The sequence below is a fragment of the Rhizobium leguminosarum genome (assembly GCF_004123835.1).
GTDB lineage: Bacteria > Pseudomonadota > Alphaproteobacteria > Rhizobiales > Rhizobiaceae > Rhizobium > Rhizobium leguminosarum_M.
Genome location: NZ_MZMU01000003.1, coordinates 233,893 through 254,824, shown reverse-complemented (window position 1 = coordinate 254,824; position 20,932 = coordinate 233,893). Strand labels below are relative to the sequence as shown.

19 protein-coding genes and 1 tRNA gene are annotated in these 20,932 nt (G+C 61.5%); 10 read left to right on the top strand and 10 right to left on the bottom strand.

Going from position 1 to position 20,932, the window contains the following annotated elements; all coding sequences use genetic code 11:
- Positions 1-520: 520 nt before the first annotated feature.
- The 4 genes from B5P46_RS04950 to B5P46_RS04935 form a co-directional block, all read right to left on the bottom strand.
- A complete protein-coding gene (locus B5P46_RS04950) occupies positions 521-2,392 on the bottom strand; it encodes an adenylate/guanylate cyclase domain-containing protein (RefSeq protein ID WP_129417741.1) in 1,872 nt (623 codons plus the stop codon).
- Between the two features lie 518 nt (positions 2,393-2,910).
- Positions 2,911-2,987 (bottom strand) — tRNA-Arg (locus B5P46_RS04945).
- Positions 2,988-3,072: 85 nt separating this feature from the next.
- Positions 3,073-4,593: an ATP-binding protein gene (locus B5P46_RS04940; protein WP_129417740.1), complete on the bottom strand. Its 1,521-nt coding sequence runs from the start codon at positions 4,591-4,593 to the stop codon at positions 3,073-3,075.
- A gap of 394 nt (positions 4,594-4,987) precedes the next feature.
- Positions 4,988-6,985 carry a methyl-accepting chemotaxis protein gene (locus B5P46_RS04935; RefSeq protein ID WP_129417739.1) on the bottom strand — a complete coding sequence of 666 codons (1,998 nt, stop codon included), beginning with the start codon at positions 6,983-6,985 and terminating at the stop codon, positions 4,988-4,990.
- Positions 6,986-7,403: 418 nt separating this feature from the next.
- Here B5P46_RS04935 and rpmH point away from each other — a divergent pair, with 418 nt between their 5' ends.
- From rpmH to B5P46_RS04895, 8 genes are all read left to right on the top strand, one after another.
- On the top strand, positions 7,404-7,538 hold the full coding sequence (gene rpmH / locus B5P46_RS04930) for a 50S ribosomal protein L34 (RefSeq protein WP_003545006.1): 135 nt from the start codon (positions 7,404-7,406) through the stop codon (positions 7,536-7,538).
- A gap of 21 nt (positions 7,539-7,559) precedes the next feature.
- Positions 7,560-7,961: a ribonuclease P protein component gene (rnpA, locus tag B5P46_RS04925; RefSeq protein ID WP_064245136.1), complete on the top strand. Its 402-nt coding sequence runs from the start codon at positions 7,560-7,562 to the stop codon at positions 7,959-7,961.
- Positions 7,961-9,754 (top strand): membrane protein insertase YidC, encoded by a 1,794-nt coding sequence (yidC, locus tag B5P46_RS04920; protein WP_129418831.1) that lies wholly within the window; start codon positions 7,961-7,963, stop codon positions 9,752-9,754. Before rnpA ends, yidC begins: the two co-directional genes overlap by 1 nt.
- Before the next feature lie 151 nt (positions 9,755-9,905).
- Positions 9,906-10,559: a ribosome biogenesis GTP-binding protein YihA/YsxC gene (gene yihA, locus B5P46_RS04915; protein ID WP_129417738.1), complete on the top strand. Its 654-nt coding sequence runs from the start codon at positions 9,906-9,908 to the stop codon at positions 10,557-10,559.
- Between the two features lie 265 nt (positions 10,560-10,824).
- Positions 10,825-11,034: a cold-shock protein gene (locus tag B5P46_RS04910; protein ID WP_164986453.1), complete on the top strand. Its 210-nt coding sequence runs from the start codon at positions 10,825-10,827 to the stop codon at positions 11,032-11,034.
- A gap of 133 nt (positions 11,035-11,167) precedes the next feature.
- On the top strand, positions 11,168-11,392 hold the full coding sequence (locus B5P46_RS04905) for a hypothetical protein (RefSeq protein WP_129417736.1): 225 nt from the start codon (positions 11,168-11,170) through the stop codon (positions 11,390-11,392).
- Between the two features lie 122 nt (positions 11,393-11,514).
- Positions 11,515-11,790, top strand: coding sequence for a hypothetical protein (locus tag B5P46_RS04900; RefSeq protein ID WP_003556110.1), 276 nt, complete (start codon positions 11,515-11,517; stop codon positions 11,788-11,790).
- Between the two features lie 136 nt (positions 11,791-11,926).
- Positions 11,927-13,003: a sensor histidine kinase gene (locus B5P46_RS04895; RefSeq protein WP_129417735.1), complete on the top strand. Its 1,077-nt coding sequence runs from the start codon at positions 11,927-11,929 to the stop codon at positions 13,001-13,003.
- A 171-nt stretch (positions 13,004-13,174) separates the two neighbouring features.
- Here the strand turns inward: B5P46_RS04895 and B5P46_RS04890 are convergent, their stop codons facing one another.
- The 3 genes from B5P46_RS04890 to B5P46_RS04880 all read right to left on the bottom strand — a co-directional run bounded on the left by B5P46_RS04890 (position 13,175) and on the right by B5P46_RS04880 (position 15,094).
- Positions 13,175-13,729: a fasciclin domain-containing protein gene (locus B5P46_RS04890; RefSeq protein ID WP_129417734.1), complete on the bottom strand. Its 555-nt coding sequence runs from the start codon at positions 13,727-13,729 to the stop codon at positions 13,175-13,177.
- Positions 13,730-13,838: 109 nt separating this feature from the next.
- The gene (locus B5P46_RS04885; protein WP_129417733.1) at positions 13,839-14,558 is read right to left on the bottom strand and encodes an anti-sigma factor; all 720 of its coding nucleotides are present in this window, start codon (positions 14,556-14,558) and stop codon (positions 13,839-13,841) included.
- Positions 14,555-15,094: a sigma-70 family RNA polymerase sigma factor gene (locus tag B5P46_RS04880; protein ID WP_129417732.1), complete on the bottom strand. Its 540-nt coding sequence runs from the start codon at positions 15,092-15,094 to the stop codon at positions 14,555-14,557. The genes B5P46_RS04885 and B5P46_RS04880 overlap by 4 nt, the downstream gene beginning before the upstream one ends.
- 143 nt (positions 15,095-15,237) lie before the next feature.
- Between B5P46_RS04880 and argB the strand changes: the two genes are divergently transcribed.
- Both argB and B5P46_RS04870 read left to right on the top strand, forming a co-directional pair.
- Positions 15,238-16,125: an acetylglutamate kinase gene (gene argB / locus B5P46_RS04875; protein ID WP_129417731.1), complete on the top strand. Its 888-nt coding sequence runs from the start codon at positions 15,238-15,240 to the stop codon at positions 16,123-16,125.
- A gap of 68 nt (positions 16,126-16,193) precedes the next feature.
- The gene (locus B5P46_RS04870) at positions 16,194-17,342 is read left to right on the top strand and encodes an alpha-hydroxy acid oxidase (RefSeq protein ID WP_129417730.1); all 1,149 of its coding nucleotides are present in this window, start codon (positions 16,194-16,196) and stop codon (positions 17,340-17,342) included.
- A gap of 65 nt (positions 17,343-17,407) precedes the next feature.
- On the opposite strand, the gene B5P46_RS04865 is transcribed toward B5P46_RS04870, so the two are convergent.
- From B5P46_RS04865 to bchE, 3 genes are read right to left on the bottom strand one after another with little or no spacing between them, the layout of a single operon-like run.
- A complete protein-coding gene (locus B5P46_RS04865; protein WP_129417729.1) occupies positions 17,408-18,178 on the bottom strand; it encodes an isocitrate lyase/PEP mutase family protein in 771 nt (256 codons plus the stop codon).
- Positions 18,175-19,251: a bifunctional transcriptional activator/DNA repair enzyme AdaA gene (locus tag B5P46_RS04860; protein WP_129417728.1), complete on the bottom strand. Its 1,077-nt coding sequence runs from the start codon at positions 19,249-19,251 to the stop codon at positions 18,175-18,177. The genes B5P46_RS04865 and B5P46_RS04860 overlap by 4 nt, the downstream gene beginning before the upstream one ends.
- Positions 19,252-19,306: 55 nt before the next feature.
- On the bottom strand, positions 19,307-20,836 hold the full coding sequence (gene bchE, locus B5P46_RS04855) for a magnesium-protoporphyrin IX monomethyl ester anaerobic oxidative cyclase (RefSeq protein WP_129417727.1): 1,530 nt from the start codon (positions 20,834-20,836) through the stop codon (positions 19,307-19,309).
- Positions 20,837-20,932: the final 96 nt, after the last annotated feature.

Here is a 20,932-nt window from a genome sequence, read left to right as displayed (position 1 = left end):
GAATGGCCCGAACGAAGGCAAGCTTCGGCGAAGCACCTGGAACGGCGGATTTCTTCCCGCGGTTCAACAGGATGTGGCAGACTTTCGATGAAAAATAGAGATGGCGCATCCGAAGAGATGAAAATAAGCACTCCTATGGGAACATCGGCTTTGGTGGTGTGTTCCTGAGCCTCTTCTTGCGCAAGGGATCGTTACCTGCACAGGCCAAGAGAGATCGGCTCGGGGCTCGTGTCGTGTCCGGCCCGCCAGAGTGCGCCGTGACGGGGTGAATCGGAGAGCCTCAAGAGGCAGATGGAAAGCCGGTGAAGACTGGCGACGGGAGGAATAACGGCGCATCGGCAGTGCGGTTCTCGGCAGCTCGCCGGCCTGGAGAACCGGCCGAAGCAGTTCATGGCGGGCGGTGACGCCATATCAGCGGTGGTGGCTGTTCTGGAGCAGCGCCTCACTGAGCTGCATGCCTATGCAGAGCTGTCCAAGTCCACGGACGGGTCGTTCTAAAACCGCGACGCTGACAGGAACGTCAAGCCGTCTCCGGGGCTTTGGCTCTCGCCAGGTCCTGCAGGAACTCTTCCATCAAGGGCTCGTCGCCGAACCGGCGATAAGCCCTTTCCGCTTCCAGCGAGAATGCCGGATGGGCTTCGACAAGGCTCGCCATGGTAGCCTGCGCCTTTTCAAGCTCTCCGCTTCCACCCTGCAACGCGGCTTGGATGAGAAGGCAATTCGCATCGCGGGGCGCTCTGACAAGACACTCGCTGATGACCGTGGCCGCCTCTTCGCGGCGGCCATCGGCATAAAGCGCCTGACCATGCACGTAGGCATAGTATTCCGGTGCCATGGGGTGCAGTCGGCGCGCCCGCTCCGCATTGGCGACAGCGTCCGGATAGTCTCCGAACCGGACCTGCGCTTTGGCCAGCGCAATCATACTGTCGGGATCGTTGGGGTTCAGTTCGACCGCACGCTGCGCCGCCTGAAGTCCGCCCGAATAGTCCGCCTGCAGCGCAAGTCCGAAACTGATTACCTGATATCCAAAACCGAGATTGGGATCGAGCCGCACGGCCTGCCGCGCCTCACTGAGACCCAAATCCAGCTCGGGCGCGGCGGCCTGACCGCCGGGCCTTTGCGCCACTTCGCCGATGTAGGTCAACGCAAGACCTGCGCGGGCTGCGGCATAAGCCGGGTCCATTTCCAGGGCGCGCTGATACAGGCCACGGGCATCGAGAATAGCGTTATGGTCAGTGGCGCCGTGCCGGTAACGGTCGCGGGCCTGCAAGACGAGATCATAGGCCTGCAGACTATCCGTCGGCCGCAGCGCCGCCGCTGCCGCTTCGCTTCGGCCGATATAGGGCGCGAGTTGCGCGACGATTTCCGTGGTGAGCTCGCTCTGGACGGTGAAAACGTCAGCAACCTTCTTGTCGAAGCTGCGCGACCATAAGTGCGCGCCCGTGCCTACATCAATGAGCTGCGCCGAAACGCGGAGCTGGTCGCCTTCCCGGCGCGCGCTGCCTTCAACCACGTAATCAACGCCAAGCTTTGCCGCGAGCTTACGTACATCCGTCTCCTGACCGCGCACGGCATAGGTGGAATCGCGGGCGATGACCTGAAGCTCGGGATTACGAGCGAGCGCCGTGGTCACGTCCTCGGTCAGTCCGTCCGCAAAGTAAGGCTGGTTACCGCTGCCGCTCATGGTTGCGAACGGCATGACGGCAATCGAGGGTCTGGGGTCTCCACGCGTCTGGTCTAGAGAGAGTGCAGCCGGGATGCCGCTCACCATCGCTGCCAGCGGAAGAGGTGAAATCTGGGTGCCGATGAGAATGAGAGCGATGGCAGCAACGCCATAAGACCAGCGCGCCGCGCTGCCGCGCAGAATATGTGGCACCTGCCGCCAGATCGACCAGGGAGAGCCCGCGCGCCTTACGCGGTACACTTCAAGCAGCTCGGGAATATTCTTGGCGCGCCTGCGGCCGACTCGGGCGAACAGATCGCCGCGGTTGCGCTCGGCGGCCATCACCACAGCGCCGCTGACGAATATCTGGCCGGGCTCGGTCATGGCCTCAAGCCGGGCCGCGACGTTCACCCCATCCCCATAGACATCGCCATTATCCTCGATGACATCACCGAGGTTGATGCCGATACGCAGCTTGAAAGGCCCGTCGTCAAAACCTTGCTGGATGGCAAGTGCCGCATCAACGGCCTCGTTGACGCTCGGGAACATCGCAAGGAAGCCGTCACCCGTCGTTTTGAAGGTGGTTCCGCCATGGCGGGCGACAGTGGGGTCGATCAGGTGGTCAAAAACGGTGCGCAGCTCTGCATAGGTGGAAGACTCGTCCTCGGCCATCAGCCGGCTATAGCCGACGATATCAGCGGCCATGATTGCCGCGAGCTTGCGTTGCATTTCAGCCTCCCAACGGAGTGGCTTGGCACAGGGCCGGCACTGCTAACAATTAGTGTGCAGCGATCATTCAGACTAGTCCTGCAATTCGGGAAGCGGTAATCAATACAGCTCATAAATGCGTGAATATCGAGACGGTCCGCCAATTGGCGACTGATGAGGGCGACGGCAATACAGGGCAGCCCTTGCTTTGGTGGTATATTCCAGAGCCCGCTTTTCTTCGCGCAAGCGATCGTCACTCTGTAAGATGCTTTTTATGAAGGCGGCTGTCGGGGCCGCATCGCTTCGCTGAAGGACGAGCGCGATCACGCGAAGGCCGCGCTGGAGCGAGCGTTCGCCGAGTTGCGCCCCGACACGCGCATGACTGAGGAAAAGATCGACGCGTTCGCCCGCCTCATGGGGGGAAGGCAACGCAAGGGTCGATGATGATGAAATCCGCATCCACGGAAGGCGGGACGTTCTGGAGCGTCTCGTCATGAGACGAGCGGCTGCGGCAGGAGTGCCCGTTTTTGTATGGAAAATGGCGCACCCGAAGAGATTCGAACTCCTGACCCCCAGATTCGTAGTCTGGTGCTCTATCCAGCTGAGCTACGGGTGCGTGCAAAATGCGGCGGTGCCGCTTGCGTGGCGATCCTCTAAAACGTCCTTCAGGACAATGCAAGAGCATTTCTGAAAAAATCGCGTCACTTTTCAATATGCGTCCGGCTGCGGTAATCCTCCAGCGAAACCGGGCGATCGGGGATCTCGATGCGGAACTGCGTGCCGACCGTCGGTTTTTCCACCAGCGCGATCGTGCCGCCATGGGCGAGCACCAGCTCGCGGGCGATGGTGAGGCCGAGGCCGGTGCCGCCGGAGCGGGCGGAGCCGCGGAAGGCGGCAAAGAGGTTCTGGCGGGCCTTCAGCGGCATGCCGGGGCCGGTATCATCCACCGTGATGCTGACAACGCTGCCGACGCGCTGGGCGGAAACGGTGATGCGCCGGATGGAGCCCGGGCCGCCCTCACCCGGCGACGTCAGCGCCTGCAGCGCGTTGCGGCAGAGATTGTGGATGACGCGGAAAAGCTGCTCGCCATCGGCATCGACCTCAAGCTCGGCGCCGATCTGCTCTGCGAATTCGATGCCGCTTTGCGGATCAATCGCCAGCATGTCCCTGACGTCCTGGGTCAGTTCCAACAGGCGGATATGGCGACGGCGTGGTGCCGATTCACTCGCCTTGCCGTAGGACAACACCTCGGTGGTGTAACCGACGGCGCGGTCGATGGTACGCAGCAGCTTCGGGGCGAAGCTCTTGACCATCGGATCATCGACATCGACCAGCCGGTCCGACATCAGCTGCGCCGACGCCAGGATATTGCGCATGTCGTGATTGATCTTGGAGACGGCGAGGCCGAGAGCGGCAAGGTTCTTCTGCTGCTTCAGCGTCTTCTGCAGTTCCATCTGCATCGAGGTGAGGTTGCGGCCGGCGACCGCCAGTTCGTCGCGGCCGCCGTCGCCGATATAGATGTGGGCCGGGTTGTCAGGATCGGCGGAGAATTGTTGCATGCTGCCGGTCAACCGACGGATCGGGCCGATGAGGATGCGGTTGATCGCAAAGAAGATCAGCGTCGCCGTGAACAGCGAGATCAGCACCGAGAGCAAGAGGACGTTGCGGGAATAGGCGAACATCGCCGTGCGCAACTGCCTGTCCTTCATCACCACCTCGACGCCGGTGTTGGTTTCGCCGACGGGGCCATAGACACGGATTATCCTGCTGCCGCCGAAGATCAATGTGTCGAGCGCATCGCGTATCGCCGTCACCGGCGGCACGTCAGTGAGATCATAGGCTTCATCGACGGAGGCCGGCATATCGGTCGTCGCCAGCAGCCGCGAGGTGCCGTCCTTGCGCAGCACGATCGCCTTGGTGCCCGTCGCCTCCAGCGTCTCCTTCTGCAGCGCGCGCGGCAGCTCGACGGGCTGCAGCCCATCGATGACGATCGCGGCGGCAGCGGCGGTGTTCAGCCTGTCCTGCAGCCAGCGCAACCGCATGCTGGCGACCGAGGGAAAGAAGATCAGGATTTCGGCGAGCATGATAAAGAAGACGGTGAGCCAGAGCAGCTTGCCGGAGAGGCCGCCGAACATGCGGGCAGACGGGCACGGCGCCCTTGCAGCCTCGCCGGCCGCCGGGTTTTCCGCCGAAGGATTGTCGCCCTGGTCTCTTATCGGCATTCTCGTCTCGCCCGATCGGCAGCACTTCAGCCGCCCTTACCGTTGAGCTCTATATTAGACCAAGATGCTCCGCTTTCAAATCTTTGCGAGCAGCGTCATGTCGTCACAAAGAAACGCCGCCCGGAGGCGGCTCGCGCCGATGGCTGCCCCTCACCCTAACCCTCTCCCCGTAAACGGGCGAGGGGACGTGCCCTGCGAGAAGTGGGCGAGGGACGGAGAGGTCGCGGCATATCCCCCTTCGCCCCGTTTACGGGGAGAAGGTGGCGGCAGCCGGATGCGAGGGGCTGGTGTCGGCAATCTCCTGGGCCAAGGATAACGCCGAGTAGAGGGCGGGGCCTTCTAACAAAGAAACGCCGCCCGGAGGCGGCGTTAGAATGGCGTGTGATAGGAAGGATCAGAACTCTTCCCAGCTCTGCTCGGCTGCGGCCGCATTGCCGCCGAATGCGCGGGCGACCTTGGCGATCGCCCGGCGGGCGGGCGAGGCGACCGGCCTTTGCGGCTCGTTGCGGACGAGCGCCACAGGTGCCGGCGCATCATCCGACAGCTTGAAGCGGGCAATGAGGCGCACCAGCCCTCCGGCTTCGGCCGAAAGCCTGTGCGTGGCGGCGGAGGTCTCTTCCACCATCGCAGCATTCTGCTGTGTCACCTGGTCCATCTGGTTGACGGCGGTATTGACCTCCTTGAGACCGGTCGACTGTTCGGTCGCTGCGGTGGCGATCGAATGGATATGGTCGTTGATGGCGATGACACGGGTGCCGATTTCGGCCAGCGCCTCGCCGGTCGCCTGGACGAGCTTGACGCCGACCTGCACCTCGTTGCCCGACTTGGTGATCAGCGCCTTGATATCCTTGGCAGCCGTTGCCGAACGCTGAGCCAATTCCCGCACTTCCTGCGCGACTACCGCGAAGCCCTTTCCGGCATCGCCGGCGCGGGCCGCCTCGACGCCGGCATTCAGCGCAAGCAAGTTGGTCTGGAAGGCGATCTCGTCGATGACGTTGATGATCTGGCTGATTTCGCGCGAGGCCTGCTCGATGCGGCCCATGGCCTCGACGGCGTTGCGCACGACGACGCCGGAGCGGCCGGCATTCTCCTTGGCTTCGGACACCATGATGGTGGCTTCATGCGCCCGCTCGGTGGAATTCTGGACGACGGCGGTGATCTCATCAAGTGCTGCCGAGGTCTCTTCGAGGGCGGCTGCCTGCTGCTCGGTGCGCTTCGACAGGTCGTCGCTGGCATTGCGCAGCTCGGCGGTGTTGCCGTTCATCGCCTCCGTCGTCTCGCGCACTTCGCGCATCGTCGCCTGCAGGGTGACGAAGGTATTGTTGACGTTCCGCTGCAGCTCGGCGAAGGCACCCTGGAAGTTGCCACTCATCGTCTGGGTGAGGTCGCCTTCGGCAAGGCTTGCGATGACGCGGCGGGTCTCGCCGATGCCGGCATCGACGCTCGACAACAGCATGTTGATGTTGCCGGCGAACTGGTTGAGGTTGTCGTCCTCGTAGTCCTTGCTGATGCGGTGGCCGAAATCGCCGGCCGCAGCCGCCGCCACGACGACGGACATGCTCGACTGCAGGTCGTCGCTCTTGGCGCGCATCGCCGCCTCCTGGGCATTCAGGCGCTGGACGGCGAGGCCGTTCGCCTTGAAGACCGCAACCGCTGCGGCCATCTCGCCGATTTCATCCGGACGGCCGGCAAAGGGGACCTCCGCGTCGAAATTGCCGTCGGCGACTTCCTTGATCGCATGGGTGACGCGCTTGATCGGGCGGCTCAGATGGCTGGTGCCGATATAGAAGCCCATGCCGATGCCGACCGCGATACCGATGCCGGTGATGCTGAGCACGAGCATCAGCACCCAGGAGCGGAAGCTCTCGATCTCGGCATTGACGGTCTCCAGCGCCGCCTTGTCGGTGGCGACGACGGCGTCGATTTCCGCCTGGAACGCCTTGCGGTTGGCGCGGTTGGCGTCGTTGTTGCCCTGTTGACCGGCGGCCTCGGGGCCGACTTCCGTGCCGAGGCGGGCGGTCTCCGTGCGGAAGGTGCGGAATTCCGCGGCACGGGCGACGAGCTTGGCAAAATCGGCCTTCTGGCTCTCGGGAACGAGCGGCGCCCAGCCCGAGATGACCTTGTCGATCTCGTCGAGGCCGGCCATCAGGCCCTTGGCGAAGTTCGGCGTATCCTTGATCGTCTTGGCGGCATAGATGCCGCGCGATTCCATGACCACGGCCGTGACGAAACGGTTGAGCCGTTCGCCGGCATAGGCGCGGCTGGCGGCATGCTCGTAAGCCGTCAGGTTGCGACTGTATTCGTGCATGGCGGACAATGCCGTTGCGCCGATCAGAAGTGCGACCGCGCCCATCACGCAAACCAGCAGATTAATTTTGCCCCGGATCTTCAATGCAATGCTCCTAGCTACGCCACTGCCTGGAAAGCAAATTCCCAGTCGATGCTTGAATATCGGCGAAATTTATTAAAGTTAGATTTCTAATATTTACGATTATGGCTTCGGAATTGATCCATGCCGAATGCGGTCGGAAGGCGTAAACCCCTGAAAACCGGGGCTATCGATCTGCCGCGGCGCAAAACTACAACCACTCAGGGCAGGCCTCATTTCTTAACACCAGAGTGCGAAATTACTTTCGAGGCCAGCAGCGCAGAGTGAAATTATCCGGCATAATTGACTTTTACAGGCTTCATCCGTATAAGCCCGCGCACGTCCGGTCACTCAAGCCTTTCATGGCCCGCCCGTTCGAAAAACAACGCTCCTTGCATTATGCAAATTCAAGAAGGGCCGCACTCCGCGGTGTTTAAAATAAATGAAGCGTACCTACCAACCATCCAAGCTTGTTCGCAAGCGTCGCCACGGTTTCCGTGCGCGCATGTCCACGAAGGGTGGCCGCAAGGTCATCGCTGCCCGCCGCGCGCAGGGCCGCAATCGTCTCTCGGCTTAAGGCCGGGTTGCCCGATAAGAGATGGCGGGCGAATTGACGACCAGTGAGAAGAAACACACTGTCGGGCGGCTGAAGAGCCGCCCGCAGTTTCTTGCCGCGCGCGAGGGCGAAAAACGCCGGGGCGGCCTCTTCCTTCTCGAAGTCCTCGACCGGAAGGAACCCGACAGCCAGGCACGCGTCGGTTTTACAGTCACCAAAAAACATGGCAACGCGGTCGAACGGAACCGCATGCGCCGCCGCCTGAAAGAGGCGGTGCGGCTTCATGCGGGGTTTGCAATGCAGCCCGGACACGACTATGTGGTTGTCGCGCGCAGGGACGTGCTCGACGCGTCCTTCCAGGAATTGGCCGCGGAACTGAAATCCCGCGTGGAAACCAGGCCGAAACACCGGCGCTCCGGAGACGGACGCCCCAGGAACGTATGATGGAAAACAACCGCAATTATTTCATTGCGATCGCTCTCTCGGTGCTGATCGTCCTCGGCTGGCAGTTTCTCTATATGAATCCGCGCATCGAGGCCCAGCGCAAGGCGCAGGAAGCCCAGAAGGCGCAGCAGCAGACCGAGCAGGTGCAGCAGCCGGCAGCCGGCGGTCAGACGCCGGCCCAGCCGAGCGGTACGGCACCTTCCGGCCAGGCGGCCGCGACGGCGACGCTCGAGCAGGCGCTGGAAAAAACTCCGCGCGTCGTCATCGACACCCCGGCGCTTTCCGGCTCGATCAACCTTGCCGGCGCCCGCCTCGACGATCTGAAGCTCAAGGGCTATCACGAGACCGTCGACGACTCGAGCCCGATCATCACGCTATTCAGCCCAGCCGAGACCAAGGACGGCTATTTCACCGAACTCGGCTATATCGGCAGCGACGCCACGGGCGCCGTTCCCGGGGCCTCGACGCTCTGGACCGCGCCGGAAGGCGCCAAGCTCACCGAGAAGACGCCGGTGACACTCTCCTTTACCAACGACAAGGGCCTGACCTTTACCCGCACGATTTCCGTCGACGAACGCTACATGTTCACCGTCGCCGACAAGATCGAAAATACCGGCCAGGCGCCCGCATCGCTGTCTTCCTACGGCCGGGTGACGCGGTACAACAAGCCGACGACGCCCTCCGTCTACGTGCTGCATGAAGGCTTCATCGGCGTGATCGGTGACGACGGCCTGATCGAAACCAAATATAGCGCCACCGAGGAGGAAGCCGTCACGCCGGCCAAATCCACCGGCGGCTGGCTTGGCATTACCGACAAATACTGGGCCGCGACGATCGTTCCGCCGCAAAGTGCGGCCTATGAGGCGCGCTTCTCCCACTTTGCCGATGGCCAGCCGCGCTATCAGGCCGATTACAAGGATGATGCCTTCACCGTTGCGCCGGGCCAATCGATCGAGCTGAAGAACCTCGTCTTCGCCGGCGCCAAGGAAGTGCCGGTCATCGACGGTTATGAGGCCAGCTATTCGATCCCGAAGTTCGACCGGCTGATCGACTGGGGCTGGTTCTATTTCATCACCAAGCCGATGTTCAAGCTGATGGACTTCTTCTTCCGCTACTTCGGCAATTTCGGCGTGGCGATCCTGTGCACGACCATCGTCGTCAAGCTCCTGTTCTTCCCGCTCGCCAGCAAGCAGTACGCTTCGATGGCGAACATGAAGCGCATGCAGCCGAAGATGGAGGAGTTGAAGGCAAAATTCGGCGACGACCGCATGGGGCTGCAACAGGCGATGATGCAGCTCTACAAGGAAGAGAAGATCAATCCGATCGCCGGCTGCTGGCCGGTGGCCCTGCAGATCCCGATCTTTTTCTCACTCTACAAGGTAATCTACATCACCATCGAAATGCGGCACGCGCCGTTCTTCGGCTGGATCAAGGACCTTTCAGCGCCCGATCCCACGACGATCGTCAATCTGTTCGGCCTGCTGCCTTTCGAGGGGCCGACGCTGCTGCACCTCGGCGTCTGGCCGCTGATCATGGGCGTCACCATGTTCGTGCAGATGCGCATGAACCCGACGCCGCCCGATCCGACACAGGCGATGATCTTCAACTGGATGCCGCTGGTGTTCATGTTCATGCTGGCAAGCTTCCCGGCCGGCCTGGTCATCTACTGGGCCTGGAACAACACGCTCTCGGTGGCGCAGCAGGGGCTGATCATGAAGCGCCACGGCGTCAAGGTCGAACTCTTCGACAATCTGAAGGGTCTGTTCCGACGAAAAGAAGCGCCGTCGAAATGACGCTTGCCAAGCCCCGCTCCGGCGGGGCTTTTCATTTCCGGGCGGCGGACGAAGGAAACAAGGCATGCCGCACAGGCGCCTGAAAAGCTTGACATCCGCCCGTAAAACCACGAAGCCCGATAAAACCCAACCCAGAGATTGCCGAGCCCGCATGCCCGAAACCGAAAAGCCGCTCTTCGGCCACCCATGGATCTTCATCCGCGGCGTGCCGTCCCTGAATTTTCTGCCGCCGGAAGGGCCGCTGGAAGTGGCCTTCGCCGGTCGCTCGAATGTCGGAAAGTCGTCGCTGATCAATGCGCTGGTCGGCCAGAAGGGCCTAGCACGTACCTCGAACACGCCGGGGCGTACGCAGGAACTCAACTATTTCGTTCCGGACGGCTATTCCGGCGAAGGCGGCGACCTGCCGCCGACGGCGATCGTCGACATGCCGGGCTATGGTTATGCGCAGGCACCGAAGGAGCAGGTCGACAAGTGGACCAAGCTCGTCTTCGATTATCTGCGCGGCCGCGCGACGCTGAAGCGCGTCTATGTGCTGATCGACAGCCGCCACGGCATCAAGAAGAACGACGACGACGTGCTTGATCTGCTCGACAAGGCCGCCGTCTCCTACCAGATCGTGCTGACCAAGACCGACAAGATCAAGGCGGCTGGCGTGCCGAAGCTCATTGCCGAAACGGCGGAAAAGATTCGCAAGCGCCCGGCTGCCTATCCCGGCGTGCTGTCCACCTCATCCGAAAAGGGCGATGGATTGGACGAACTGCGCCAAGCGATCGCCGAAACCCTCGGTATCGCCCGCTGGAAGTAGGAAGGCCTGAGCACCCCGAACGCGAAACCATGTTTGGTGTAAAGGTCGCCGAGACATCCAAAAGTTGAACACAGCTCTAACGGAAAACTAACGGTTGACGCCGCAAGCTTGATGAGCTAGATAGCGAGCATCGAATTTTGCTTGCTGGCTTGGTTATCGCGCGATTGGCACCGCGCCCTGAACGAACTTCCTTTCAAAAATCGCTATCACCATCCGCATCGCCTTGGCGTTGCGGTTCTCCAATATTGCTATGAAAGGGTTCATCATGACCACTGGCACAGTTAAATGGTTCAATTCCACCAAAGGCTTCGGCTTCATTCAGCCTGATAATGGCGGCGATGACGCCTTCGTTCACATCTCGGCCGTCGAGCGCGCCGGAATGCGCGACCTCGTCGAAGGCCAGAAGATCGGCTTCGACCTCGAGCGTGACAACAAGTCGGGCAAGATGTCCGCTTGCAATCTCCAGAACGCTTAAATCGGTATCTGCTTCCCTTTGACCACGGATGTACTGGCACTGCCGGAAGCACGCTATCAATCCAGGCCAGGCGATTTGCCTGGCCTTTTTTTGTTTTCGCTCGCGCGTCGAGCCCTGCCGTATCGGAGCCAATATGACTGAGACATACAGCAAATCTCGCCAGCGGGCGGAGATTGCCTTCGGCAACGTCCACACCCAGTTCTTCGCGAAGAACCAGGCGGCCGAAGAGCTCGAATCCGACGCCCAATCGCAACAGGCAAAGACGTTGCGGCTTCGGGAGGCTCGGCTTGCGCGGGAACATAGTGACCGTTCATCGGCAACCTCTGCCCTCATTGCAAAACGCGCCAGGGGTCGCTGAGATCACAACCCGGTCGCCAAGGCTCAAGATTTAAAACGCGTCTGAAATGACGGGCTTGCAGATCGCGCGCCTGCAGCATGGCCGAAGGCGTGCTGGCATTCACTCGCACCAAGGAAGCATCAATGGCAGAGACTCCGCAGGAACTTCAGTCGATCAATACGGCCTGGCAGATCGCCATTCAGGAAATTCTGCGCATGGTGATCAGAGACATGTATCACGGCGGCGGCGAGGCTTCGTTCAAGACCCATATCAAGCGTATCGAAGAAGCAGCCGTCGACAGCATTTACACGGATTTGCGGCTGCGGGGGACTGACGAATGGACGGAAGTCCTGGTCAAGGAAAGGGCGAGCAATTTCGTCACGACCCTGCTGACGTCATTTACCTATGACCGGGCTTAAATCACCAATAATCGCCGAGTTAAGAAGCGGGTTGCATGGACTGACCAGCGTTGATTGCGCTTGCGTCCCTGCAGTTTTTAAAGCAACCCTAGTTCTCCTGCTGTGCGGGAACAGCCGCGTCCACGAGTAATATTTGATGACCGATAGCAAAGACCAGCCGATTTCGCCGGAAGGCGTCGGCAACTTGCCCCATCTTGCCGAAGCCCTTGATGATGACCGGTTTCGACACTTTCTCGACCATGTGCCATTCGCGGTGGCTGTCTCCGAACTCGGTGGCGACGAGCCGCTGATTTATGTCAATCTCGAATTCGAACGGCTGACGGCGCTTGAGGCAACCCAAGTCCAGGGAAAACCCTGGCCGGACATTGAATTGAAGTCTACCGCCGTCTCCGGAGAGGTGCCGCTGACCGCCGCTGTGACCTCTGCGGAAGAGTATATTGGTGCCTTCTCGCTGGTGGCCGAACCCGAGAGCACCGTCATTATCGATGTCTGGTCGAATACGATCGTCGACGATGATGACACACCGCTTTTCCGATTGGTGGCCTTTGCTGCCCGCAATGAGGCGACGGCCGCTGAGAGCTTCAGCGAACTGCTGACGGAGAAAGATGTCCTTCTGCGGGAACTTCAGCATCGCGTGAAGAACAATCTTCAGATGATCACGGCGCTCATCCGAATGGAGGCGCGCAATGCTCAACAGAATGAGGAAAGCGAGAGGTTCGCCCGGCTTGCCGGGCGGATTGAAGCCTTGGCCCTGCTCTATCGCTCGCTGTCGGACGAAGAGAAAGGCGCCACAGTCGATCTTGGCACCTATGTCAGCCAGATTGCCGCCTCGGTGATGGCGGCCCACGCCGTGGAAGGGATCCGGCTGGACATGAAGGTCGATACCTGGCCGGTTTCGGTCGATGTCGCCATGCCGGCCGGCCTCGTCATCAACGAACTCCTCACCAATACGCTGAAGCATGCCTTCGTGGGGGGTGACGGCGGCGAGATCACCCTCCGCTGTGTCGTCAGCGATACCGGATGCAGGATCACCGTTGCTGACAACGGGGTCGGTCTTCCCCAGGATGTGACCTGGCCGCAACCGGGAAAACTGAGCGCGATGATCGTACAGTCGCTGAAACAGAATGCCCGCGCCGAGGTTGAAGTCAGCTCGTCCCCTGACACCGGCATGAGTGTCTCCCTCGTCTTCCCGAGAGCCGAAGCGGCCCAATAGAGCGCCGCGCGTCTTTTCAGACGCGCTAAGGACGCTCTATCACTTTGAATCTGCGCGTAATCCTTTCCGAAAATCGATTCCGATTTTCGGGGTTATGCGCTAGCCACCTCATCAATTTGTGTTTGGGGCGCCCCCAAGAGCGCCCCAATCCGTCTGTCGATACGAGCAGGCCTACATCTTCGGCAGCAGCACCTTGTCGACGACGTGGATGACGCCGTTCGACTGCTTGACGTCGGCAATCGTCACATGGGAGACGCCACCGTTTTCATCGGTCAGCGTGATCTTGCCCATGTTTTCCTTAGCTTTCAGCACGCAGCCGCCGACCGTCTTGATGTCGTGCTCGCCGCCGTCATCCTTGATCATCTTGGCAACGGTCTTGGCCATCGCATCGGCGGCAACGACGTGGCAGGTCAGAACCTTGGTCAGCGTCGCCTTGTTTTCCGGCTTCAGCAGCGTATCGACGGTGCCCTTCGGCAGCGCGGCAAAAGCTTCGTTGGTCGGCGCAAAGACGGTGAAGGGGCCCTTGCCCTCGAGCGTGCCGACCAGGCCGGCGGCCTTGACGGCGGCGACCAGCGTCGTGTGATCCTTGGAATTCACGGCGTTCTCGATGATGTTCTTGCTATCGAACATCGCCGCACCGCCGACCGTCGGGTTCTTGGCGGCGGCAAAGGCGACGGCGGATAGGGCAGTGGCGAGCGCGAAGCCGCGCAATACGGACTTGATCATGATTTTCTCCTCACCGGACACCATCCGCCGGCTTTATGCCTGAGCGTCGTCCGGACATTTCGAACTACGGAGGTCCGAGCGGAAGAGTTTCAGGCAGAAGAAAATTGATTTATGGCCGGCGCAGGGGACCGCTTGCGATCACCGGACCGGTCGCCTGCCCGGTCGGCGAGCCGCCGAAGGGTTCGAGGCTGACGGCAAGTGTTGCGCCATCGGCTAACCTGCTGCGCAGTTCGGCGGGAATGACAAGTTCACCGCTTTCGCCCGGCTGGAAGACGCCGAGCGATCTCGTCATGCCGCTGCCCGGTACCAGCCAAAGTTCCAGCGACTTCTCCTCCGGCTTGCCGGCGGCGACCGGCACGATCTTCAGGCGGCCGCTCTGCAGCTCATAGGAGGCGAGAAGATTGATGGTGTTGTTCTGGCCCGAAAGCGAGGCCACCAGCGGTGCCGGTCCCTGCGGCTCCGGCACCACGCCGGAGGCGAAGATGACGGCGCTGACGGCGACGACGATGCAGGCGAAGCTCAGCGAGCGCCAGAAAACGGCGGAATTCCAGAGCCCCTGCGAAAAGGATGGGGACTTTTGGCCATCGCCGAACAGCCGCGCCTCGATCTGCTTGAAGGTTTCCCGGTTCGGAGCAACGCCTTCATACTCGTCGTTGAAGGAGGAGAGGTTGGTTTCCCAGCGGCTGACGATCGCAGCGAAGGGGCGGTCGTGGCGCATGCGCTCTTCCACCACCCGACGATCCTGCAACGACAGGACGCCAAGCACATATTCGCCGGCGAGAACCTCGTCGCGGGAGCGGTCTCCCTTGCTTTTGTCGGGCGATGTCATCGTTCCATGCACTCTCTCAGTTTCAAGAGGCTGCGTCTGAGCCAGGTCCGCATCGTGTTCAGCGGGACACCAAACTGATCGGCCAGTTCCTGATAGCTCAGCCCTTCGACATAAGCCCGTTTCACCGCGACCGCACGATCAGCTTCCAACTCTTCCATGCAGGTGTCAATCCGCCTTCCTTCATCCTTCGTCACCGTCTGCATTTCCGGGTCGGGCCCGGCATCGGCAAGATCATAGACCGTGTCCAATTCGTCGGCGACGGGCTTGCGCGCCCGCAGCGCATCGATCGACCGGTTGCGGGCGATCGATGCCAGCCATGCCGAGGACGAACCCGAGGCGACGGAGAAGCTGCGAGCGCGTTGCCAGATGCTGATATAGACTTCCTGCAGCGCTTCTTCGGCTTCCGTGCGATCCTTCAAGATACGCAGGCAGATCGAGAAAAGTTTCGGTCCGGTCTGGTTGTAAAGGGCCACGAAAGCCGTGCGATCGCCGAGTGCGACACGGCCGATCAAGTCTGCGATCTCATCGCCTTGCATGCCGTTCCTCATCTCAAGCTTGCGTGCGCCAGACGGTAACGGTGTCCGGCTCCGCGACAGATACGAAAAACTATTGCCCTCTGGATTATTCCCTCTGCCAGAAACTTGCGATAAAAGGCCGCGAACAATTCTGCGGGGTTCCCATGAACGAAACCGAAAGCGAACTGCAGGCCCGGCTTCTGGCCAAGGCGCTGCCCTTCATGCAGCGTTACGAGAACAAGACGATTGTCGTGAAATATGGCGGCCACGCCATGGGCAATCCCGAGCTCGGCAAGGCCTTTGCCAGCGATATCGCGCTCTTGAAGCAATCGGGCGTCAACCCGATCGTCGTTCACGGCGGCGGCCCGCAGATCGGCGCCATGCTGAGCAAGATGGGCATCGAATCGAAATTCGAGGGCGGGCTTCGCGTCACCGACCAGAAGACGGTCGAGATCGTCGAGATGGTGCTCGCCGGCTCGATCAACAAGGAAATCGTCGCGCTCATCAACCAGACCGGCGAATGGGCGATCGGCCTTTGCGGCAAGGACGGCAACATGGTCTTCGCCGAAAAGGCGCGCAAGACCATCAAGGATCCGGATTCGAACATCGAGCGCGTGCTCGATCTCGGCTTCGTCGGCGAAGTGGTCGAGGTCGACCGCACGCTGCTCGATCTGCTCGCCCGCTCCGAGATGATCCCCGTCATCGCCCCCGTGGCGCCTGGCCGTGACGGCGCAACCTACAATATCAATGCCGATACCTTCGCCGGCGCCATTGCCGGTGCGCTGAACGCCACCCGACTGCTCTTCCTCACCGATGTGCCCGGCGTGCTCGACAAGAACGGCCAGCTCATCAAGGAGCTTTCGGTCGCCGAAGCACATGCGCTGATCGCCGATGGCACGATTTCCGGCGGCATGATCCCGAAGGTCGAGACCTGCATGGATGCGATCAAGGCCGGCGTGCAGGGTGTCGTCATCCTAAACGGCAAGACCGCCCATTCCGTCCTGCTCGAGATCTTCACCGAGCACGGCGTCGGAACGCTGATCGTTCCCTGACCGAGGCTGCGCCCTTCACCACGAAGGGCGGATCTTCCTGACACGGGAACAGGGTATCGAGGAAAGAAATGCGCCTGACAGACTGCTATAATTTTCACGATTTCCGGCGCATGGCCAAGCGGCGTCTTCCCGGGCCGATATTCGACTATATAGACGGCGGTGCCGATGACGAGGTGACGTACCGGCGCAATACGGCGGCCTTCGAGGCTTGCGATCTGGTGCCCGACGTTTTGCGCGGTGTGGCCGAGGTCGACATGTCGGTGACCGTCATGGGGCAGAAGCTCGCAATGCCGGTCTATTGCTCCCCGACGGCGTTGCAGCGCCTTTTTCACCACCAGGGAGAGCGGGCGGTCGCGGCGGCGGCGGCAAAACATGGCACGATGTTCGGCGTCTCCTCGCTCGGCACGATCAGCCTGGAGGAAGCCAGGCAGATCAGCAACGGGCCGCAGGTCTATCAGTTCTATTTCCACAAGGACCGCGGCCTCAACCGCGAGATGATGGCGCGAGCGAAAAATGCCGGCGTACAGGCGATGATGCTGACGGTCGACAGCATCACCGGCGGCAACCGCGAGCGCGACAAGCGCACGGGCTTTGCCATTCCCTTCAAGCTCAATCTAGCCGGCATGACCCAGTTCGCGATCAAGCCTTCCTGGGCGATCGACTGGCTGACGCACGAGCGTTTCCGGCTGCCGCAGCTCGAAAACCACGTCAAGATGGATGGCGGCACGCTGTCGATCAGCCGATACTTCACCGAGATGCTGGACCCCTCGATGTCGTGGGACGACGTGGCGGAGATGGTGCGCGAATGGGGCGGGCCATTCTGCCTGAAGGGCATCATGTCGGTCGAAGACGCCAAGCGTGCGGCCGAGATCGGCTGCAGCGGCATCGTGCTTTCCAATCATGGCGGACGCCAGCTTGACGGCTCGCGCAGCGCATTCGACCAGCTGGCCGAGATCGTCGACGCCGTGGGCGACCGGATCGACGTGATGATGGATGGCGGCGTGCAGCGGGGAACGCATGTTCTTAAAGCGCTGTCGCTCGGGGCGAAGGCCGTCGGGCTCGGGCGCTACTATCTCTTCCCGCTTGCCGCTGCCGGACAGCCCGGCGTCGAACGGGCGCTGGAGACGATGCGCACCGAGATCGAGCGCGGCATGAAGCTGATGGGCTGCACCTCGGTCAGCCAGCTCAGCCGGCGGAATCTGCGCTTCCGTTCCTGAGCGGAACGGGATTTCATTCCGGGCCGCAGCTTCCCACCAGATCTGCGGCCTTCGGGCATTCGGCGTCAAAGCGGGTTATAAATCGCCGCCGCCTCCTGTTTCAACTTTTCCATCATCGATCGGTAAGGCCCCGGACCATAGCTGACACGGCCGACGCCGAGCTTTGCCAGCGCCTTCACGTCCGGAGCGCCCGTCCGCATCATGATGTTGACCGGCAGCGGCGATGCCGCGCAGATCTTCTCGATCAAGGCGGGATCGATCAAACCAGGCACGAAGAAGCCGCTGCCGCCAGAAGCCGCATAGGCCTTGCCCCGCTCGATTGCCTCGTCCACCAGACCGGCATGTTTGGAAAGATCGCTCTCGGCCAGGAAGAGATCCGTGCGGGCGTTGATGAAGAAGGGGATGCCCTTGCCTTCCGCCATCTCGCGAATGGCGCGGATGCGGGCCGCCTGCCTTTCGGCCGGATAAAGCCCGCCACCGCCGACCACCTGATCCTCGAAATTGATGCCGACGGCGCCGACCTCCACCAGCTTTGCGACGTTGGCGGCCGCGCCCTCCGGCTCGGCAGAATAGGCGCCTTCGAAATCGACCGAAAGCGGCAGGTCGATGACAGCGGTGATGGACTTCGCCGTTTCGACCAGCACCGACATCGGCAACTTCTCGCCGTCGGCATAACCATGCGCAGCGGCGACCGACCAGCTTCCCGTCGCAAGTGCCTTGGCGCCGGCGTCGGCAACCGCCTTGGCCGTGCCGGCATCCCAGATATTGTAAAGAATGACAGGATTGCCCTTGCGGTGCAGCGTGCCGAACAGCTCGGCCTTCTCACTCTGGTTCATGCCGTCTCCTCCATGTTGGGTGCTTGTGCGCTGATCTTCTCTTCATGCCGCAGCAGCCATTGCTTGCGCCAGAGCCCGCCGCCATAGCCGGTCAACGAACCATCCGCGCCGAGGATGCGATGGCAGGGCACGATGATGGCAAGCTGGTTGGCGCCATTGGCGCGGCCGACCGCCCGCACGACTTCCGGCCTTTCCATCTCCCTTGCAAGATCGCCATAGGCGCGCGTCTGGCCGGCAGGAATCTCCATGAGCTTTGCCCAGACATGTTTTTCGAAGGGTGTGCCGCCGAGCGCCAATGACGTCTTGAAGATGGTGAGCCGCCCTTCGAAATAATCCCGGATCTCCGCCTCAATCTGATCGATCGCCGGCGTGCGGCCGATTGCGACCGACGAGCGGGTGCGCTTCTGCAGCGCCTCGAGCTCGGTCGGCAGCGCCTTACGGTCGTGGAATTCGAGAAGGTGGAGATGCGTCTGGTCGGCAACGGCTATCATCGGCCCGAGCGGCGTGTCGAACCAGTCGGCAAAGAGCAGTTCGCGGTTCTGCGACAGCGCCGGCGCCTTGCCGACCAGCCGCTGGAAAGCCGCCCGGAAACCGCTTGGGGAGTCATATCCCGCATCGAGCTGCGCATCGATGACGCGCGCGCCATCGGCCAGCTGCCGGGCCGCTTCGCCCAGCCGGCGATAGCGGACGATATCGTGGAAGGTCATGCCGAGCCCGCGTTTGAAGGCGCGGCGCACGGTCGAAGGATCGTGGCCGCGGCGCACAAGCTCATCCTCGGTCCAGCGCAGTTGCGGCTCGCGGTCCAACGCGGCAAGCAGCTCGTCGACGATCGGCTCCCTGCCCGGCTGCTCCAGCGGCCTGCAGCGCTGGCACGGGCGGAAGCCGGAATGCATGCAGGCGGCGATCGTATCGAAAAAGAGCGTATTTTCCCGCTTCGGCTTGCGTGCCGGGCAGGTCAGACGGCAGAAGATGCCTGTCGTCTTCACGCAGACATAGGCCTGGCCCTCATAATCGGCACTGCGCGCGATCAGGGCATCGTAGAGCGTATCGTCATCGGGGCGTTCGAAAAGCATGACCGCTTTCTAGCATTCCGTGCCTGCGCCGTCCGCCGAAAATCGGGCGTCTATTTTATTCCGCCGCGTCGACGCTTTTCAGATGCCGTTGCGGGCGCAACATGGATTCCTCCTCTGCATCCTGCGGGGCGCCCCAGAAATTCTCCAGCGTCGGGCCATCCTTGAGATGGCGGCGGCGGAAGAGGAATTCGAGGATCTCGTGAAACCAGACGCGACGACCCATTTGCGTATACCAGCGCATAGAATGGCGTTGCTCGCGATCGCGATGGAAGAGGATGCGCAGCAGCGCCTTCGGCCGCGCCTGGACCGCCACCTCGATGAGCTTGACGCAGGCGACCAGCACGATCGGGTTGAGATGCCGCATCTTCAGTACCTGATGCTTGTAGTCCCATTTACGGATGTCGGTTTCGATGACCTGTCGATCGCGGGCGATACGGAAGAAGGGCGTCCAGCGATGTGGCGTCACATAGAGTGCCTGGATCTGGTCGGGATCATAGGAGAGCAATTGCCGGAAGCCGCGCCAGAGATGGCTCAGCTTCTCATCCTCGAAACCGACGACCCAGGTCGCCATGGAGAGGATATCGTGTTGGCGCAGAAGGCGGATCGCCTCCCTGTCGGTTGTCTTTGCTCCACCCTTCTTGATCAGCGTCAAGGTCGCCTCGTCGGTGTTTTCCATGCCGATCAACCAGCGCACGACACCCGCCTTGCGGTAGAGATGCAGGATATCGGCATCGCGGACGATATCATCGGCCCGTGTCGATCCGACGATCTGCACCGGCACATTCTCGGCGATCATCGCTTCGAGAAAAGCGAGCCACGCCTTGCGCGAGGAGGTCGGATTCTCGTCGGCCAGATTGATCAGCTCCACGCCCTCTTCGCGATAAAGCCTGGCGATCTCGAGGGCGAACAGGTCCGGCGAGCGGTGACGCCAGCGGGTCCAGAAGCCGCGCTGGCCGCAGTAATTGCAAAGATGCGGACAGCCGCGCGAAAACTGCATGACGACAGCCCGTTTGCCGCCCCAGTAACTGTAGTGGCGATGATCGATCAGCTCCCAGCCGACGCGATAGGTATCGAGATCGGCGATCGCCTGCGCCGGCTGTGTTGCCAGGATTTCGCCATCGCCATCGCGAAAGGCGATGCCGGGAACGGTTGCGAGCGGGCGGCCCGTCGCCAGGCAATCGGCAAGGCGCCGCATCGTTTCCTCGCCTTCACCGCGCACAAGAATATCGAATGCCTCGGTCTCGGCCAGCACCTCCCGCCAGTGATAGGTCGGGAAGACACCACCATAGACAATGCGGATAGCAGGATCGCTGTGCTTGATCGCCTCTGCGATCGCACGGGCGGTGGGATGGGCCGAGGTCGAGCCGGAATGACCGATCAGCACCAGATCTGGGCCGCTGGCCGCCACACGGCTGACAATCTCCGCTATCGTCATCGGTCCGAACTCGGCATCGATGAGACTGACGATATGACCGTCGTCGATCAGCGGGCCGCCGACCGAAAGAAGGCCGAGCGGTGGAAGGTGATCATCGGGAATGCGACTGCCGATCGCCGTGTGCGGCGGATTGACCAGAACGATCTTCATGCGACTTTACCCCCTTGCGGGTCCCCCTGTCTGACGCAGGCAGAAAGTCACCAGCAATCAATGGCAATATTCAGCCAAAATCCTCTTAAAGTTGTG

Excerpts from the sequence above, each read along its gene's own strand:
- B5P46_RS04950 (WP_129417741.1), bottom strand. The coding sequence starts at position 2,392 with ATGCAACGCAAGCTCGCGGCAATCATGGCCGCTGATATCGTCGGCTAT.
- B5P46_RS04940 (WP_129417740.1), bottom strand. The coding sequence starts at position 4,593 with ATGCCGATAAGAGACCAGGGCGACAATCCTTCGGCGGAAAACCCGGCG.
- rpmH (WP_003545006.1), top strand. The coding sequence starts at position 7,404 with ATGAAGCGTACCTACCAACCATCCAAGCTTGTTCGCAAGCGTCGCCAC.
- rnpA (WP_064245136.1), top strand. The coding sequence starts at position 7,560 with ATGGCGGGCGAATTGACGACCAGTGAGAAGAAACACACTGTCGGGCGG.
- yidC (WP_129418831.1), top strand. The coding sequence starts at position 7,961 with ATGGAAAACAACCGCAATTATTTCATTGCGATCGCTCTCTCGGTGCTG.
- yihA (WP_129417738.1), top strand. The coding sequence starts at position 9,906 with ATGCCCGAAACCGAAAAGCCGCTCTTCGGCCACCCATGGATCTTCATC.
- B5P46_RS04910 (WP_164986453.1), top strand. The coding sequence starts at position 10,825 with ATGACCACTGGCACAGTTAAATGGTTCAATTCCACCAAAGGCTTCGGC.
- B5P46_RS04905 (WP_129417736.1), top strand. The coding sequence starts at position 11,168 with ATGACTGAGACATACAGCAAATCTCGCCAGCGGGCGGAGATTGCCTTC.
- B5P46_RS04900 (WP_003556110.1), top strand. The coding sequence starts at position 11,515 with ATGGCAGAGACTCCGCAGGAACTTCAGTCGATCAATACGGCCTGGCAG.
- B5P46_RS04895 (WP_129417735.1), top strand. The coding sequence starts at position 11,927 with ATGACCGATAGCAAAGACCAGCCGATTTCGCCGGAAGGCGTCGGCAAC.
- B5P46_RS04890 (WP_129417734.1), bottom strand. The coding sequence starts at position 13,729 with ATGATCAAGTCCGTATTGCGCGGCTTCGCGCTCGCCACTGCCCTATCC.
- B5P46_RS04885 (WP_129417733.1), bottom strand. The coding sequence starts at position 14,558 with ATGACATCGCCCGACAAAAGCAAGGGAGACCGCTCCCGCGACGAGGTT.
- B5P46_RS04880 (WP_129417732.1), bottom strand. The coding sequence starts at position 15,094 with ATGCAAGGCGATGAGATCGCAGACTTGATCGGCCGTGTCGCACTCGGC.
- argB (WP_129417731.1), top strand. The coding sequence starts at position 15,238 with ATGAACGAAACCGAAAGCGAACTGCAGGCCCGGCTTCTGGCCAAGGCG.
- B5P46_RS04870 (WP_129417730.1), top strand. The coding sequence starts at position 16,194 with ATGCGCCTGACAGACTGCTATAATTTTCACGATTTCCGGCGCATGGCC.
- B5P46_RS04865 (WP_129417729.1), bottom strand. The coding sequence starts at position 18,178 with ATGAACCAGAGTGAGAAGGCCGAGCTGTTCGGCACGCTGCACCGCAAG.
- B5P46_RS04860 (WP_129417728.1), bottom strand. The coding sequence starts at position 19,251 with ATGCTTTTCGAACGCCCCGATGACGATACGCTCTACGATGCCCTGATC.
- bchE (WP_129417727.1), bottom strand. The coding sequence starts at position 20,836 with ATGAAGATCGTTCTGGTCAATCCGCCGCACACGGCGATCGGCAGTCGC.